The following is a 14,145-nucleotide window of genomic DNA, read 5'->3' as shown; positions in this document are numbered from 1 at the left end:
CATCGATGAAGACCTGGTTCGCCATTCCGCTGTGGCAGCGCGTGATCGCTGCGCTGGTGCTGGGTGTCATCGTCGGCTTCCTGTGGGGCCCCGGCGCGGAAAGCATCAAGATCATCGGCGATATCTTCATCGCCTTCATCAAGATGCTGGTGGTGCCGCTGATCTTCTTCAGCCTGGTGGCGGGTGTCGCGGCGATCGGCGATCTGCGCAAGCTGGGCGCGGTCGGCTGGCGGGCGATGCTGCTGTTCGTCGTCTCGGGACAGATCGCGGTCTGGCTCGGCCTGCTGCTGGGTACGGTCATCCAGCCGGGTATCGGCGTCGATACCTCGATGATCGACCTCGGCGCGACGCCCGAGCCCAATTCCACCGACTGGCGCGAGATGCTGCTGGGCATCGTGCCCGCCAGCCCGGTGCAGGTGATGGCGGACGTCAACGTGCTGCCGCTGATCGTCTTCTCGCTGCTGCTGGGGATCGGCATCCTGATGGCCGAGGGCGAGGGCACCCCGGTCCAGAAGATCTTCGATTCGGGCGCGGTGGTGATGCAGAAGGTCACCATGGTGGTGATGGAACTCACCCCCTTCGGCGTCTTTGCGCTGATGGCATGGGTCGCGGGCACGCTGGGGCTGGATGCGCTGATCGCCCTGTCGAAGCTGGTGGCGCTCAACTACATCGGCTGCCTGCTGATCATCTTCGTGCTGTATTCGGCGATGGTCAAATTCCTCGCCAAGCTGCCCGTGCGCGACTTCTTCCGCGGGATCGTGGATGCGATGGCGGTCAGCTATTCCACCGCCAGCTCCAACGCCACGCTGCCGGTCACGCTGCGCTGTGCGGAGCGCAACCTGGGCGTGTCGAACTCGGTCGCCGCCTTCGTGATCTCGCTTGGTGCCACGATCAACATGAACGGAACGGCGATGTATCTGGGGCTCGCCACGCTGTTCGGCGCGCAGATTTTCGGCGTGGAGCTGAGCTGGGCGCAATACGGCCTGATCGCACTGCTCGGTACCCTCGGCGCGATCGGCGCGGCGGGCATTCCGGGCGCGGGGCTGATCATGATGGCGCTGGTGTTCGGCGCGGTCGGCGTCCCGCTGGAAACGATCGCCTTCGTCGCCGGGGTGGACCGGATCATGGACATGATGCGCACCACCACCAATGTCAGCGGCGACGCCGCGGTGGCGCTGACAGTGGCGAGCATGACGGGCGAACTGGACCGCGAGGAGATGATCTCGGCGGACGATGTTTGACGTCGGCTTTGGACGGGAAGCCGATTTCACAAGCTTGTAGGCCTTGGGAGCATGATGGGTGGGAAATTCTGCTCATTAGCAGCGGCTCATGAACAGCTCAGGCTGATTGCCCCATTCGTCATCCCCGCGAAGGCGGGGATCCAGGCGGGGCCAGCGGCGCAAATCCGAAATCCTCCGCGAGGTCACGCCACCTCGGATTGCTCTCCTCGATCAAGCGCAGCTTCCATGCGCGGTTCCACTTCTTGAGCCGCTTCTCCCGCTTGATCGCTTCCTCGATATCCCCGTGCGGTTCGAACCAAACGAGCAGTTTGACGCCGTGTTTGTTGCTGAAGCCGCCCAGCCTGCCGTCGCGATGCTGAGCGACGCGTTGCAGGAGGTTGGAAGTGACACCAATGTAAAGCGTGCCGTTGCGGCGCGATGACAGGATGTAGACACAAGGTTCGAATTTGCGCTGCATTGCACCGCTGCTACTGGATTCCCGCCTTCGCGGGAATGACAGTGACGGTGCTGGTAGGATCGCCCATCACCGCCCCTTCGGCTTCTCCAGCACCTTCTTGCGAAAACTGCATAGGTCCACCACCGGGCAGCGCCAGCATTCCGGCGTCCGCGCCTTGCACACATATCGCCCGTGCAGGATCAGCCAGTGATGCGCGCCGAGCCTGAACGGACCCGGCACGCGCTTTTCCAGCTTGGCTTCGACCTGTTCCGGCGTTTTGCCCTTGGCGAGGCCGGTGCGGTTGCCGACGCGCAGGATGTGCGTGTCGACCGCGAAGGTCTCCTGTCCGAACCAGCAATTGAGCACCACATTGGCGGTCTTGCGCCCCACGCCGGGCAGGCGGACAAGGTCGTCGCGCGTGGCGGGCACCTCGCCGCCAAATTCGTCTACCAGCAGCTGCGAAAGCGCGATCACATTCTTCGCCTTGGAGTTGAACAGGCCGATCGTCTTGATGTGCTGTTTCAGCCCCTCCTCGCCCAGAGCGAGCATCTGTTGCGGCGTCGCGACCTTCGCGAACAGCGCGCGTGTCGCCTTGTTCACTCCGACATCGGTGGCCTGCGCGCTCAGCGCCACCGCGACCACCAGCTGGTAGGCGTTGCCGTATTCCAGCTCGGTCTGGGGATCGGGGTCGTTCTCGGCGAGGCGGCGGAAGAATTCGAAGATCTGGTTGCGAGTCAAAGGTCGAGCACGTCGCGCATGGTGTAGCGGCCCGGTTCGCGGCCGATCAGCCATTGCGTCGCTCTGGCCGCGCCGCGGGCGAAGATGCTGCGGTCTTCGGCGCTGTGCGCAAAGGTCAGCCGCTCCTGCGTCCCCGCCATGATGACGCTGTGTTCGCCGGCGACGGTCCCGCCGCGCAAGGCCGCAAAGCCAATCGCGCCCGCTGCCCGTTCTCCGGTGGGGCCGTCTCGTCCGCTTTCGCGGCACTCCGCCAGCTCGACCCCGCGCCCGCTCGCGGCGGCTTCGCCGAGCAGCAGCGCGGTCCCCGATGGCGCATCGACCTTGTGGCGGTGGTGCATCTCGACGATCTCGATATCCCAGTCTTCGCCCAGCCGCGCGGCCGCCTCCTGCACCAGATGCGACAGCAGCGTGATGCCCAGCGAAGTGTTGCCGGTCTGCAGGATCGGAACCGCCCGCGCCGCATCGTCGATCGCGCGATGATGGCGCTCCTCGAGCCCCGTGGTTCCGATGACGAGCGGGATGCCCGCGCCGATCGCGGCGTGGAGATTGGCTTCGAGACTGCCGGGAGAGGAGAAATCGACCAGCACGTCGCTGGCATCGGCGAGCCGAGCGACATCGCCGCCCTTGTCCACTCCGCCCGCGAGCTCGTGCCCCAGTTCGGGCAGGATGGCGGCGATCGCCTGGCCCATCCGGCCCTCGCTGCCGACGATCCCGATACGTGCCATTGCAATTCCCCTTAGCCGCATGCTTCATGGGCGACATGGCTCATTTGCGCAATATCGTCGTCCTGACCGGGGCGGGAATCTCCGCCGAAAGCGGGATCGACACCTTTCGCGACGGCGGCGGGCTGTGGGAACGGCACCGGGTGGAGGATGTCGCCACGCCCGAGGGCTTCGCGCGCGATCCCGAGCTGGTCCAGCGCTTCTACGACATGCGCCGCGCCGCAGTGCTCACCAAACAGCCCAATGCGGCGCATCATGCGCTCGCGCGGCTGGAGCGCGAATGGCGCGGCGAGCTGCTGATCGTCACGCAGAATGTCGACGATCTGCACCAGCGCGCGGGCGCGCGGCGGGTGCTGCACATGCACGGCACCCACCTCAACGCCTGGTGCACCGCCTGCGATGCGCGCCACCGCTGGAGCGGGACGCTGTTTGACAACCCGCCCTGTCCGGCTTGCGACACCCGCGCGCTGCGACCCGATGTCGTGTGGTTCGGCGAGATGCCCTACGAGATGGACCGCATCCATGCGGCGCTGCGCGACGCGGATCTGTTCGTCTCGATCGGCACCTCGGGCGCTGTCTATCCCGCCGCCGGTTTCGTCCAGGATGCGAGCGCGCTGGGCGCGCGGACGCTCGAGCTCAACCTCGAACGCAGCGAGGGCTCCCACTGGTTCGACGAGACCCGCCAGGGTCCGGCGACCCGGCTGGTCCCGCAATGGGTCGAGGAGATGCTAGGCGGTTGAGCCGCAGCCGGAACAGGCCGGATCCTTGGCGATGGTGAAGCTGCGCATCGCAGGAGTCATGCCGTCGAGCAGATGGACCGTGCCCCATTGCGGATCGCCGAATGCGCTGATGCGGTCGAGCAGGACGCGCACCGCATGCAGCGCGGCGAAGGTGCCGGTCCAGCCCGCCATCGCGCCCAGCATGCCATCCTCGGCGCAGCTGTCGCAATCCTCAGCGTCGAAGGCGTCGCCGACGAAGCAGCGGTAGCAGGCTTGCCCCTCCCGGTGCCCGGCAAAGGCGCCGACCTGCCCCTGGAACCGCCCGACCGCAGCCGAGAGCAGTGGGATCCCCGCGGTAACGCAGGCGTCGGACACCGCCAGCCGCGTGGCGAAATTGTCGGTCCCGTCGAGGACCAGATCGGCATCCTCGAACAGCGCGGGTGCATTCTCGGCGGTGACGCGGCAATCGTGGATGGTCATCTCGAGCTTGGGATCGAAACCGCTGACCCAGCGCTTGGCGGCCACCGCCTTGCCATGGCCGATATCGCGTTCGCTAAACAGCGTCTGGCGCTGGAGGTTGCTGGCATCGACGACATCGTCGTCGACCGCGGTCAGCCGGCCGATCCCGGCGGCCGCAAGATAATGCAGCGCGGGCGATCCGATCCCCCCCAGGCCGATCAGCACGACGTGCTTGCCCGCCAGCGCGACCTGACCCGCGCCGCCGATCTCGGGCAGGACGATATGGCGGGCGAAACGTTCGAGACGGGCGGGGGACAGGCTCATGGACAACCCGTTGGCAGGCTGTGGAACCTGTGTCGATAGCGCGCCGAAAACCCGTGGGCACCAGCATCGGACCGGCTGGAAGTTTACCGAACTTTAGGCCCAACCGGCCCCGCGCCGTCAGCTCTCGAGCTGGCGCAGCAGGCTGCGGACATCGCCATCCATATCGGCGTCGCGGGTGCGCAGATCCTCGATCAGCCGGACCGCATGGATCACGGTGGAGTGGTCGCGTCCGCCGAACTTGCGGCCGATCTCGGGGTAGCTGCGCGGGGTCAGCACCTTGGCGAGATACATCGCCACCTGGCGTGGGCGGACGACGGCGCGGGCGCGCCGCTTGCTCGACATTTCGGAGCGGTCGATGCGGTAGAACTGGCACACCGTGCGCTGGATCTCGTCGATGGTGATCCGGCGCCGGTTGGCCGAGAGGATGTCGGTCAGCTGCTCCTCGGCGAGCTGGAGCGAGACTTCCTGCCCGGTGAGCTGGGCGTAGGCGATCAGCTTGTTCAATCCGCCGACCAGCTCGCGGATGTTGCGGGTGATGGTGCGGGCGAGGAAATCGATCACGTCGTCGGGCACCTCGAGCGGCGCGAAGCGGGTCAGCTTGCTGACCAGGATCTTGCGGCGCAGTTCGATATCGGCCGCCTGGATGTCGGCGACCAGACCCATCGAGAGCCGGCTGAGCAGGCGCGGCTCGACCCCGTCGAGCGCTTGGGGCGCGCGGTCGGCTGCGAACACCAGCCGCTTGCCTTCGGCGAGCAGCGCATCGATCGTGTAGAGCAGCTCCTCCTGAGCGCTGGCCTTGCCGATGATGAACTGGATGTCGTCCACCAGCAGCAGGTCGAAGCTGCGCAGCCGACCCTTGAACTCGATCATCTGGTTCTGTTTCAGCGCCTGGACGAATTCGACCATGAAGCGCTCGGCGCTGCAGTAGAAGATCCGGCTGCGCGGATGGGCCTGGAGGAAGGAATGGCCGATCGAATGCAGCAGGTGGGTCTTGCCCTGGCCGGTCGCGCCCTTGAGATAGAGCGGCGAGAACTGCGGCTTCTCGGGCGCCGCCATTCGCTGCGCCGCGTTGCAGGCCAGCACATTGGCTTCGCCGGTGACGAAGGCGGCGAAGGTCAACGAAGGGTCGAGCCCGACGCTGGAGGTGAAGCCGGAATCGTTCAGAGTGTCGGCGGAAATCGCCATCATCGAGGGATCGGCGCCGTCATTGGCGGGACGGCGACCATCGGAATGCAATTGCAGATCGGCGACCTTGCGGCGACCGGGATGAACCGAGATCGCGATCTGGCGCACTTCGCCGCGCGCGATCTTCCACGCCAGCGAGAGGCGATCCGAGAAGCGATCGCGGACCCAGTCGGCGGAGAACTGGGTCGGCAGGTAGAGATCGAGCGTTCCGGTGTCGCGATCGAGCGCGCCGACCTGGATCGGCTTGATCCACTGGCTGTGCAATTGCTGACCCAGATCCTTGCGCAGGCCCTGGCTGATATCGGCCCAATCGGCAGCCAGATTGACCGCCTCGAGGTCTTCCATGAGATCCTCCCGCCCTTTGCGTTTCATACCGGCCTGTTCCGTCAGCTTGCCCATCGTCTCGTCACCCAAAATCGGGCCGGCAAGCAGCGCTGCCGGCGAAGCGTTTCCATGTCTGGCGAGGACGGAGACACAGCGTCGCCATCTCCCGGAATCGATCGTTCCGGGAACCCCCATCATGCGTTCCAAATTGTGGAGCCCAGGCTGTCCCGCCCCAGGCAGTGCCATCTTCTAGGGTCAGCTTCGGATGAGTCGCAAGTGTGGATGCTGCAAAAAAAGCGAAATAAAGATGTTGACTCGACCCCGGCCCGCAGGCCCCCGTTCAACTCGCTGAATTCCCGGTTTTTTAACCTAGTTTAAGTGCCGGAATGGCAGGTTTCTAAGGAGTCGCGCGGCGCAAACATTGCAGTTAGGTTGCAGTTTGAAGACCGGATAAGTCGCTCCGGATCGCGCCCAAAACAAAAGGTCGCCGCGTTGCCGCAGCGACCTTGCTGTCATTTTGTCTGCTGCCCCGCGATTGCCGCTTCTGGCGACCGCGTGGAGCGATTCGAATCTAGAGCGAGGCGACGCGCTTGCTCAGCCGGCTCATCTTGCGCGAAGCGGTGTTCTTGTGGAGCACGCCGCGCGCAACCCCGCGGGCCAGTTCGGGCTGGGCCTGCTTGAGCGCCACGGTGGCCGCTTCCTTGTCTCCGGCTTCGCAGGCGGTCTCGACCTGCTTCACGAAGGTGCGGATGCGGCTCTTGCGCGCGGTGTTGATCTCGGAGCGGCGATCGTTGCGACGGATGCGCTTCTTGGCTTGCGGCGTATTGGCCATGGTCGTCCTTGTCTGGCTCGTGCCTCGTGCGGCCGCATGGAGCGCGCCCGACGAGTCTGTCGAATCTTGCGAAAATCGGCGCATGACCGCCGGAAAGCGGGCGACATAGGTCGGTGGCGGCGAATCGTCAATCGATTCTTGGGGGTTTCTTGGCCGTCGGCGGGTTGCCGGTATGCCGACCGGGGCGCTACTTCTGGCAGCGCGGGCAGAACCATGTGCTGCGCCCGCCCTGGACCAGCCGCCGGATCGTTCCGCCGTCTTCGCGATGACAGGGCTCCCCCGTCCGGCCATAGACGTCGAAGCGGGTGGCGAAATAGCCCAGCTCGCCATCGGGCTGGGCGAAATCGCGCAAGGTCGAGCCGCCGTCGCGGATCGATTGCTCGAGCACCTCGCGGATCGCCGGGACCAGCCGTTCGAGTTGCGGCCCGGTGACCCGCCCGCCGGCCTTGCGCGGATCGATCCGCGCGCGCCACAGCGCTTCGCAAACGTAGATATTGCCCAGCCCCGCCACCACGCGCTGGTCGAGCAGCATTTGCTTGATCGCCGGCTTGCGGCCCCGCGTGCGCTCGCGCAGCCACGAGGCCGTCAGTTCCGTGCCCAGCGGCTCGGGTCCCAGCGCGGCGAAGGCGGGCCAGCTGTCGAGCTCGGACCCGAGCAGCAGATCGACCGAGCCGAAGCGGCGCGGATCGTTGAGCGCGAAGCGATGCCCAGCGGTTTCCAGCACCAGATGGTCGTGCGCCAGGTCCTCCTCGGGATCGATCCGCCAGCGTCCGCTCATGCCCAGGTGAAAGACCATCACGTGATCGCGCGCGGTGTGGATCAGCCCGTATTTGGCGCGCCGCGACAGACCGGAAACCCGCGCCCCCGTCAGCGCCTGGACCAGACCGGGCGGAAACGGGCGTCTGAGATCGGGGCGGTTGACGACGACGCCGGTGATGGTTTCGCCATCGAGAAGGCGCGCCAAGCCGCGCACGGTAGTCTCGACTTCGGGGAGTTCGGGCATGGCGCAACCTCTAACACCCTTTGCCCGCCCGGCAATTGCCCCTAAGGCTCGCCGCCATGAACGACACCGTTTCCTTCGGCTATGAAGACGTCGCCCCCGACGAGAAGACCGAGCGCGTGGGCGCGGTTTTCTCCAACGTCGCCGCCAAATACGACATCATGAACGATGCCATGTCGGGCGGGATGCACCGCCTGTGGAAGGATCGCTTCGTCGCGCGGGTCAAGCCGCAGCCGGGCGAGGCCATTCTCGACATGGCGGGCGGCACCGGCGACATCGCCTTCCGCATGTCCGAACGCGGCGCCGAGGTGACCGTGGCGGATATCAATCAGGACATGCTCGACGTCGGTATGGAGCGCGCGCTCGAGCGCGGGCTGACCGGGCTCGCCTGGTCGTGCCAGAACGCCGAGGTGCTGAGCTACCCCTCGCGGATCTTCGATGCCTATACGATCGCCTTCGGCATCCGCAACGTCACCCATATCGACCGCGCGCTGGCCGAGGCGCACCGGGTGCTGAAATTCGGCGGACGGTTCTTCTGCCTCGAATTCTCGAGGGTCGAATGGCCGGGTTTCAAACAGGCCTACGATCTCTATTCGCACAAGCTCGTCCCGCAGCTCGGCAAGGCCATCGCGGGCGACGAGGAGAGCTATCGCTACCTCGTCGAATCGATCCGGCGGTTTCCGCCGATGCCCGAGTTCGAGCGCATGATCCGCGCGGCGGGCTTCACCCAGACGCGCGTCGAACCCATCATGGGCGGGCTGGTCGCGATCCATTCGGGGTGGAAGACCTGACCTCGTGACCAGTCCGGCAATTCACCTCTGGCGGCTCGGAAAATGGGCGCGCATCGCCGCGCGGCATGGGGCGCTGCGGGGTATCCGCAACGATCCGAACGCGCCGCTGCCGGTCAAACGGCTGATCGGGCTGTTTTCGATCGGCACCGTCAAGTCGCGGGTCCCCGATTATGCCGGGGCGTTTCGCGCCATCGGCCCCGCGGCGATCAAGCTGGGACAGACGCTGGCGACCCGACCGGATCTGGTCGGCGAGGAGGCGGCCAAGAACCTGCTGAGCCTGCAGGACAGCCTCCCGCCGGTACCCTTCGAGCAGATCGAGGCCGCAATCGCTTCGACATTCGCTCAGCCGCTCACCGAACTCTTTAGCGAGATCGATCCCGTGCCGGTCGGCGCCGCCTCGATCGCACAGGTGCATCGCGCGGTCACCACCGATGGCCGGACCGTGGCGGTCAAGGTGCTGCGTCCGGGGATCCGCGAGCGGTTCGAACGCGACATCCGCACCTATGAATGGGCGGCCGCGCATCTCGAGGCGCTGGGCAATCCCGAGGCGAGGCGGCTGCGCCCGCGGCTCACGATCGCCAATTTCAAGCGCTGGACCAATCGCGAGCTCGACCTGCGCCGCGAGGCGGCGTCGGCCTCCGAACTGGCCGAGACCATGGTCGGGACGGAGCGCTACACCGTGCCCGAAATCGACTGGGACCGCACCAACGGGCGGGTCATGACGATGGAGTGGATCGACGGCATCAAGATCAGCCAGACCGAACAGCTGATCGCCGCGGGCCACGATCTGCCCGACATCGCGCAGCGGCTGGTGCTGGCCTTCCTGAAGCAGGCGATCAGCGGGGGTTTCTTCCATGCCGACATGCATCAGGGCAATCTGTTCGTGCGCGGCGACGGGACCATCGTGGCGATCGATTTCGGGATCATGGGTAGGATCGACCGGCGCGCGCGGCAGTGGCTCGCCGAGATCCTCTACGGGCTCACCACGGGCAATTACCGCCGGGTCGCGGAGATTCACTTCGAGGCGCAATATGTGCCCTCGCACCATTCGGTCGATGAGTTCGCCACGGCGCTGCGCGCGGTGGGCGAACCCATGCGCGGCAAGCCGGTGAGCGAGCTCAGCGTCGGCCAGATGCTCGACGGGCTGTTCGCCATCACCCGCGATTTCGACATGCAGACCCAGCCGCATCTGCTGCTGTTGCAAAAGACGATGGTGATGGTCGAGGGGATCGCCACCCAGCTCGACCCGGCCATCAACATGTGGGACGTCTCCGCGCCCTTCGTGCGCGCATGGATCCGCGACGAACTCGGCCCCGAAGCCGCGCTGGCCGAGCGCATCCGCGAGGATACCGACACGCTGCTGCGCCTGCCCTCGCTGATCCGCCGGATCGAGGAGCACTATCCCGCGCGCGGCGGGGCGCCCGAACCGCCGCCGGTTCCCGAGATCGAGCTGATGTGGGAGCGGCGCAGACGCCGTCGCAGGGAGCGTGGCGGTGCAATCGGCTTCATCGTCGCGGCGCTGGCAGGCGGTGCGCTGACATGGGCGGCCATGGCGCAGGGATGGCTGGGCTAGACCATCCGCGACCGGGCTGGGATCGCTTCGCCCATTGGCGACGCGGGCCCGCGATCGTTTTGCTCATCGTGCTCGCCGTCCTGCTCGCGCTGGCGGCGCTGACCCCGCTGACCGCATCGATGGACGGGGAGGTCGCCAGCGTCCCCGCGCTGGTTGCCGAAGATGCTGCCCCGAAGGGCGAGGGTCGCGACAGCGATCTGGCGCTCTACGACCGCATCATCGCGCGGGTCGCGAAGGGCGAAAACTACTACTCCGTCGCGGTCGAAGAGCAGCGGCGCGGCGATTACCCGGTGCGTCCGGGGCTTGCCGTACGGCTGCCGACGCTGGCCTTTCTCCATGCCTGGCTGGGCGGGGATATCCTGCAGGGGCTCAGCATCCTGCTGCTGGGAGCGACGGCATACGCCTGGTGGAAGCGGCTTGGCGATGAACCCGGTGGCGCGCGCTATCGCCTGATCGGCGCGACGCTGATGGTGCTGGGGGGATCGAGCACCATCAATCGCTATTATTTCGTCCTGCACGAATTCTGGACCGGAATGCTGATCGCGCTCGCCTTCGCGCTGCATCGCCCCGGGCGCTGGCACGCTTCGCTTTCGGTCGCCGCCGCCGCGCTGTTGCTGCGCGAACATGCCTTGCCTTTCGTCCTGCTGATGGCGGCCATGGCGCTGTGGCGGCGCGACTGGCGCGAGGGCGCCGCCTGGGCCCTGCTGACGCTGATCTATGCCGCGCTGCTGATGGTCCATCTCTCGACCGTCGCGGCCTATGTCGGGCCGCAGGATCCGCTCGGCCCCACATGGCTGACGCTGGACGGTCTCTCGGGCTGGCTCTCGAAGATCGTGCTGGCGAGCAATCTGCGCTTCCTGCCGCATTTCATCGCCGGCCCGCTGGTGCTGCTGATGGTGTTCGGCTGGGCCGGCTGGAAAAGCGATGCCGGCCGCACCGCCTGCCTGCTCTATCTCGGCTATGCGCTCGCCTTCATGATCGCCGGGCGGGCGAACAATTTCTACTGGGGTGCGGTGGTCGCCCCGGCGATGTTCGTGGGGCTCGCCTTCGTGCCGATGGCCACGCGCTCGCTTGCCCGCACGGCGCTTGGCCGAGCTTAGAAACCCCCGCGCCGGGCCGGCCAGAGGCGGATCGCCAGCGCGAGTACGACGATATGCACCATCTCGACCGCCATCGGGAACCACCAGTCCTCGTAGCCGCCTTCGACCAGCAGGTTGATCAGCCGCCCGGTGAAGGCGATGCCGAACAGCGCCAGCGGCGCCAGCAGCAATTCGCCCCGCCGGCGCCATGCACCCCAGGCCATGAAGATCGCGGCGACGAAGAAGAAGGCGGTGAAATCCGCGCGCAGCGCCGAGGTGCCCGCATTGCCCAGCACGGTCAGACCGAATTCGCCTCCGGCCTGCGCCGGGTTGACCAGAAAGCCGAACCCGACGACCACGTCGATCACGGCAAGCAGAACGATGATAGCGCTCAGGATCAGATGCATTGTGAACGGTCCCCCCGATTTTATCCATCGAAGCTACCGCGCCGCGCGATGGTGCGCAAGCGGGTGCGGATCGTGCCAAGACTCGCTGGCCTTAGCCATCGCGGGGCGCTAGCAAGCGCGGCGATGAGAGCAGCGGATGGCACAGGACGGGCAGCGCCCGAGCAACGACCGGGCATGGCGGTGGGCGACCGCGCGCGATGAGCAGGTCGCGCGTTTTGCTGGTGATCGGCGGCGGGATCGCGGCCTACAAATCCTGCGAGCTCGTCCGCCTGATCCGCAAGGCAGGGGGCGAGGTCACCTGCGTGCTGACCGAGGGCGGGCAGCAATTCGTCACCCCGATGGCGCTCGCCGCATTGAGCGAAAACAAGGTCTACACCTCGCTTTTCGATCTCAAGGACGAGGTCGAGATGGGTCATATCCAGCTGTCGCGACAGGCCGATCTGGTGGTGGTTTGCCCCGCAACGGCCAGCCTGCTGGCCAAGATGGCGGCGGGCATCGCCGACGATCTCGCGACCACGCTGATCCTTGCTACCGACAAGCCGGTGCTGGCGGTGCCCGCGATGAACGTGCGGATGTGGCAGCACCAGGCGACGATGCGCAACGTCGCATGGCTGCGCCAGGCCGGGGTCGAGGTGATGGAGCCGGACGAGGGGGCGATGGCCTGCGGGGAATACGGCCCGGGGCGGCTGCCCGAGCCGCCCGCGGTCTTCCAGGCTATCGCCGCGCATCTCGACCTCGATGTCGCCGCTGTGGCTGCGCGACCGGAACCGGAACTGGAGGGGCGGCGCAACGAGCTGGCTGCCGAGGCGCTCGAACCCGAACCCGAGATCGAAAGCAAGGGCGCGTGGAACTCGCTGCTTTCGGCGCTCATCCCGCGCAGCACGACGAAGCGTTCTCACGAGGAAATCGACGCGGAGCTGGAGGCGCTGCCCGAGCCTCCAATGGCGGGTGAGCAACGGTTCGATACCGCAGAAGCCGAGAATTTCGCCCGCGAGCCGGATTTCGGCGGACCCTTGCTGGCGAGCAAGGGGAAGGCCGCCGCTGCACCCATGATCGACGCCGCCGCTATGGATTTCGGCTTCGCCGGTGCGGATGACGGCGCCTGGCCGCAGCCCTCGGCCGGGCAATCGGCCGATCCGCTGCACGGGCAGCCCGAATTCGACCCCGATCCCGATCATCGCCCGCTCTACGGCAAGCATGTGCTCGTGACCGCGGGACCGACCTGGGAGCGGATCGATCCGGTCCGCTATCTCGCCAACCGCAGCTCGGGCAAGCAGGGTTTCGCCATCGCGGCGATGGCCGCCGGAGCCGGCGCGCGGGTGACGCTGATCGCCGGCCCGGTGCATCTGCCGACCCCGATCGGGGTGGACCGGATCGATGTCGAAAGCGCGGAGGAAATGAACGCCCGGGTCAAACAGGCTCTCCCTGCCGATATCGCGTTCATGGTGGCGGCGGTGGCCGACTGGAAGAGCAGCCATGTGGCCAATGAGAAAATGAAAAAGCGCGGCTCGGCGCCGCCCGCGCTGATCCTCTCGGAAAATCCCGATATCCTCGCCACCGTCGCTTCGGGGCGCAACCGCCCCAAGCTGCTGATCGGCTTTGCCGCCGAAACCGAGAACCTGCTCGAGAACGCCACGGCCAAGCGCAAGCGCAAGGGCGCGGACTGGATCATCGCCAATGATGTCACCGACGGCGGCGACGGCGGGGTGATGGGCGGCGACAGCAATCGCGTCGAGATCGTCACCGAGAACGGTATCGAGACGCTCGAGCCCATGTCCAAGACGGACGTCGCGCGCGAATTGGTGCGCCGCGCCGCCGATGCGCTGGGCGCGGCGCGGGACGACAGCGATGACTGATCGGGTCGCCGTGCGGATCAAGCGCCTGCCGCATGGCGAAGGGCTCGATCTGCCCGCCTACGCGACGCCCGGTGCGGCGGGGATGGACGTCGTCGCCGCCGAAGCTGTCGAGCTTGCTCCCGGCGCGCGCCATGCTGTCGCCACCGGTCTCGCGCTCGCCATTCCCGAAGGATATGAAATCCAGGTCCGGCCGCGCTCGGGTCTCGCGCTCAAGCACGGCATCGGCGTGCCCAACGCACCGGGCACGATCGATTGCGACTATCGCGGCGAGCTCAAGATCATCCTCGTCAACCACGGGGAGGAGGCCTTCACGATCGAACGCGGCGACCGTATCGCGCAGCTCGTGCTCGCTCCGGTGGTCCGGATCGCCTGGGACGAAGTTGCGGATCTCGATGCTACCCAGCGCGGCGCAAGCGGTTTCGGGTCGACCGGCGGACATGCCGCGCTGAGTTGATCGGC

The 14,145-nt window shown here is 66.6% G+C and carries 15 protein-coding genes; 7 read left to right on the top strand and 8 right to left on the bottom strand.

Going from position 1 to position 14,145, the window contains the following annotated elements:
- The first annotated feature begins 5 nt into the window (after positions 1-5).
- The gene (locus Q9K01_RS11215; RefSeq protein WP_305930334.1) at positions 6-1,241 is read left to right on the top strand and encodes a dicarboxylate/amino acid:cation symporter; all 1,236 of its coding nucleotides are present in this window, start codon (positions 6-8) and stop codon (positions 1,239-1,241) included.
- A gap of 118 nt (positions 1,242-1,359) precedes the next feature.
- Here the strand turns inward: Q9K01_RS11215 and Q9K01_RS11210 are convergent, their stop codons facing one another.
- The 3 genes from Q9K01_RS11210 to dapB all read right to left on the bottom strand — a co-directional run bounded on the left by Q9K01_RS11210 (position 1,360) and on the right by dapB (position 3,140).
- Positions 1,360-1,698, bottom strand: coding sequence for a GIY-YIG nuclease family protein (locus tag Q9K01_RS11210; RefSeq protein WP_305930333.1), 339 nt, complete (start codon positions 1,696-1,698; stop codon positions 1,360-1,362).
- Between the two features lie 66 nt (positions 1,699-1,764).
- Entirely contained in the window at positions 1,765-2,415 is a 651-nt protein-coding gene (gene nth, locus Q9K01_RS11205; protein WP_305930332.1) for an endonuclease III, read from the bottom strand.
- Positions 2,412-3,140: a 4-hydroxy-tetrahydrodipicolinate reductase gene (dapB, locus tag Q9K01_RS11200; protein WP_305930331.1), complete on the bottom strand. Its 729-nt coding sequence runs from the start codon at positions 3,138-3,140 to the stop codon at positions 2,412-2,414. The genes nth and dapB overlap by 4 nt, the downstream gene beginning before the upstream one ends.
- A gap of 35 nt (positions 3,141-3,175) precedes the next feature.
- On the opposite strand from dapB, the gene Q9K01_RS11195 reads away from it, so the two are divergent.
- Entirely contained in the window at positions 3,176-3,877 is a 702-nt protein-coding gene (locus Q9K01_RS11195; protein WP_305930330.1) for an NAD-dependent deacylase, read from the top strand.
- On the opposite strand, the gene Q9K01_RS11190 is transcribed toward Q9K01_RS11195, so the two are convergent.
- From Q9K01_RS11190 to mutM, 4 genes are all read right to left on the bottom strand, one after another.
- A complete protein-coding gene (locus Q9K01_RS11190) occupies positions 3,866-4,639 on the bottom strand; it encodes a HesA/MoeB/ThiF family protein (RefSeq protein WP_305930329.1) in 774 nt (257 codons plus the stop codon). The two genes, Q9K01_RS11195 and Q9K01_RS11190, sit on opposite strands and share 12 nt — an antisense overlap.
- Positions 4,640-4,756: 117 nt before the next feature.
- On the bottom strand, positions 4,757-6,223 hold the full coding sequence (dnaA, locus tag Q9K01_RS11185; protein ID WP_305930491.1) for a chromosomal replication initiator protein DnaA: 1,467 nt from the start codon (positions 6,221-6,223) through the stop codon (positions 4,757-4,759).
- A 496-nt stretch (positions 6,224-6,719) separates the two neighbouring features.
- Complete coding sequence (gene rpsT / locus Q9K01_RS11180) at positions 6,720-6,980, bottom strand: 30S ribosomal protein S20 (RefSeq protein WP_305930328.1); 261 nt, start codon at positions 6,978-6,980, stop codon at positions 6,720-6,722.
- Between the two features lie 187 nt (positions 6,981-7,167).
- Positions 7,168-7,983: a bifunctional DNA-formamidopyrimidine glycosylase/DNA-(apurinic or apyrimidinic site) lyase gene (gene mutM, locus Q9K01_RS11175; protein ID WP_305930327.1), complete on the bottom strand. Its 816-nt coding sequence runs from the start codon at positions 7,981-7,983 to the stop codon at positions 7,168-7,170.
- A 56-nt stretch (positions 7,984-8,039) separates the two neighbouring features.
- Between mutM and Q9K01_RS11170 the strand changes: the two genes are divergently transcribed.
- From Q9K01_RS11170 to Q9K01_RS11160, 3 genes are read left to right on the top strand one after another with little or no spacing between them, the layout of a single operon-like run.
- Positions 8,040-8,771, top strand: a complete 732-nt coding sequence (locus Q9K01_RS11170; RefSeq protein WP_305930326.1) for a class I SAM-dependent methyltransferase — start codon at positions 8,040-8,042, stop codon at positions 8,769-8,771.
- A gap of 4 nt (positions 8,772-8,775) precedes the next feature.
- On the top strand, positions 8,776-10,344 hold the full coding sequence (ubiB, locus tag Q9K01_RS11165) for a 2-polyprenylphenol 6-hydroxylase (protein ID WP_305930325.1): 1,569 nt from the start codon (positions 8,776-8,778) through the stop codon (positions 10,342-10,344).
- The gene (locus Q9K01_RS11160) at positions 10,332-11,444 is read left to right on the top strand and encodes a hypothetical protein (RefSeq protein ID WP_305930324.1); all 1,113 of its coding nucleotides are present in this window, start codon (positions 10,332-10,334) and stop codon (positions 11,442-11,444) included. The genes ubiB and Q9K01_RS11160 overlap by 13 nt, the downstream gene beginning before the upstream one ends.
- Here Q9K01_RS11160 and Q9K01_RS11155 read toward each other — a convergent pair.
- Positions 11,441-11,830 carry a hypothetical protein gene (locus Q9K01_RS11155; protein WP_305930323.1) on the bottom strand — a complete coding sequence of 130 codons (390 nt, stop codon included), beginning with the start codon at positions 11,828-11,830 and terminating at the stop codon, positions 11,441-11,443. The two genes, Q9K01_RS11160 and Q9K01_RS11155, sit on opposite strands and share 4 nt — an antisense overlap.
- A gap of 197 nt (positions 11,831-12,027) precedes the next feature.
- Between Q9K01_RS11155 and Q9K01_RS11150 the strand changes: the two genes are divergently transcribed.
- Complete coding sequence (locus Q9K01_RS11150; protein ID WP_305930322.1) at positions 12,028-13,686, top strand: bifunctional phosphopantothenoylcysteine decarboxylase/phosphopantothenate synthase; 1,659 nt, start codon at positions 12,028-12,030, stop codon at positions 13,684-13,686.
- Positions 13,679-14,140, top strand: coding sequence for a dUTP diphosphatase (gene dut, locus Q9K01_RS11145; protein WP_305930321.1), 462 nt, complete (start codon positions 13,679-13,681; stop codon positions 14,138-14,140). The genes Q9K01_RS11150 and dut overlap by 8 nt, the downstream gene beginning before the upstream one ends.
- The last annotated feature ends 5 nt before the right edge of the window (positions 14,141-14,145 follow it).

This window comes from Qipengyuania benthica (assembly GCF_030717865.1).
Classification (GTDB): Bacteria; Pseudomonadota; Alphaproteobacteria; order Sphingomonadales; family Sphingomonadaceae; genus Qipengyuania; species Qipengyuania benthica.
This window is presented reverse-complemented; position numbering and strand designations above follow the sequence as displayed.

Excerpts from the sequence above, each read along its gene's own strand:
- Q9K01_RS11215 (WP_305930334.1), top strand. The coding sequence starts at position 6 with ATGAAGACCTGGTTCGCCATTCCGCTGTGGCAGCGCGTGATCGCTGCG.
- Q9K01_RS11210 (WP_305930333.1), bottom strand. The coding sequence starts at position 1,698 with ATGCAGCGCAAATTCGAACCTTGTGTCTACATCCTGTCATCGCGCCGC.
- dapB (WP_305930331.1), bottom strand. The coding sequence starts at position 3,140 with ATGGCACGTATCGGGATCGTCGGCAGCGAGGGCCGGATGGGCCAGGCG.
- Q9K01_RS11195 (WP_305930330.1), top strand. The coding sequence starts at position 3,176 with ATGGCTCATTTGCGCAATATCGTCGTCCTGACCGGGGCGGGAATCTCC.
- Q9K01_RS11190 (WP_305930329.1), bottom strand. The coding sequence starts at position 4,639 with ATGAGCCTGTCCCCCGCCCGTCTCGAACGTTTCGCCCGCCATATCGTC.
- dnaA (WP_305930491.1), bottom strand. The coding sequence starts at position 6,223 with ATGGGCAAGCTGACGGAACAGGCCGGTATGAAACGCAAAGGGCGGGAG.
- rpsT (WP_305930328.1), bottom strand. The coding sequence starts at position 6,980 with ATGGCCAATACGCCGCAAGCCAAGAAGCGCATCCGTCGCAACGATCGC.
- mutM (WP_305930327.1), bottom strand. The coding sequence starts at position 7,983 with ATGCCCGAACTCCCCGAAGTCGAGACTACCGTGCGCGGCTTGGCGCGC.
- Q9K01_RS11170 (WP_305930326.1), top strand. The coding sequence starts at position 8,040 with ATGAACGACACCGTTTCCTTCGGCTATGAAGACGTCGCCCCCGACGAG.
- Q9K01_RS11160 (WP_305930324.1), top strand. The coding sequence starts at position 10,332 with ATGGCTGGGCTAGACCATCCGCGACCGGGCTGGGATCGCTTCGCCCAT.
- Q9K01_RS11155 (WP_305930323.1), bottom strand. The coding sequence starts at position 11,830 with ATGCATCTGATCCTGAGCGCTATCATCGTTCTGCTTGCCGTGATCGAC.
- Q9K01_RS11150 (WP_305930322.1), top strand. The coding sequence starts at position 12,028 with ATGAGCAGGTCGCGCGTTTTGCTGGTGATCGGCGGCGGGATCGCGGCC.
- dut (WP_305930321.1), top strand. The coding sequence starts at position 13,679 with ATGACTGATCGGGTCGCCGTGCGGATCAAGCGCCTGCCGCATGGCGAA.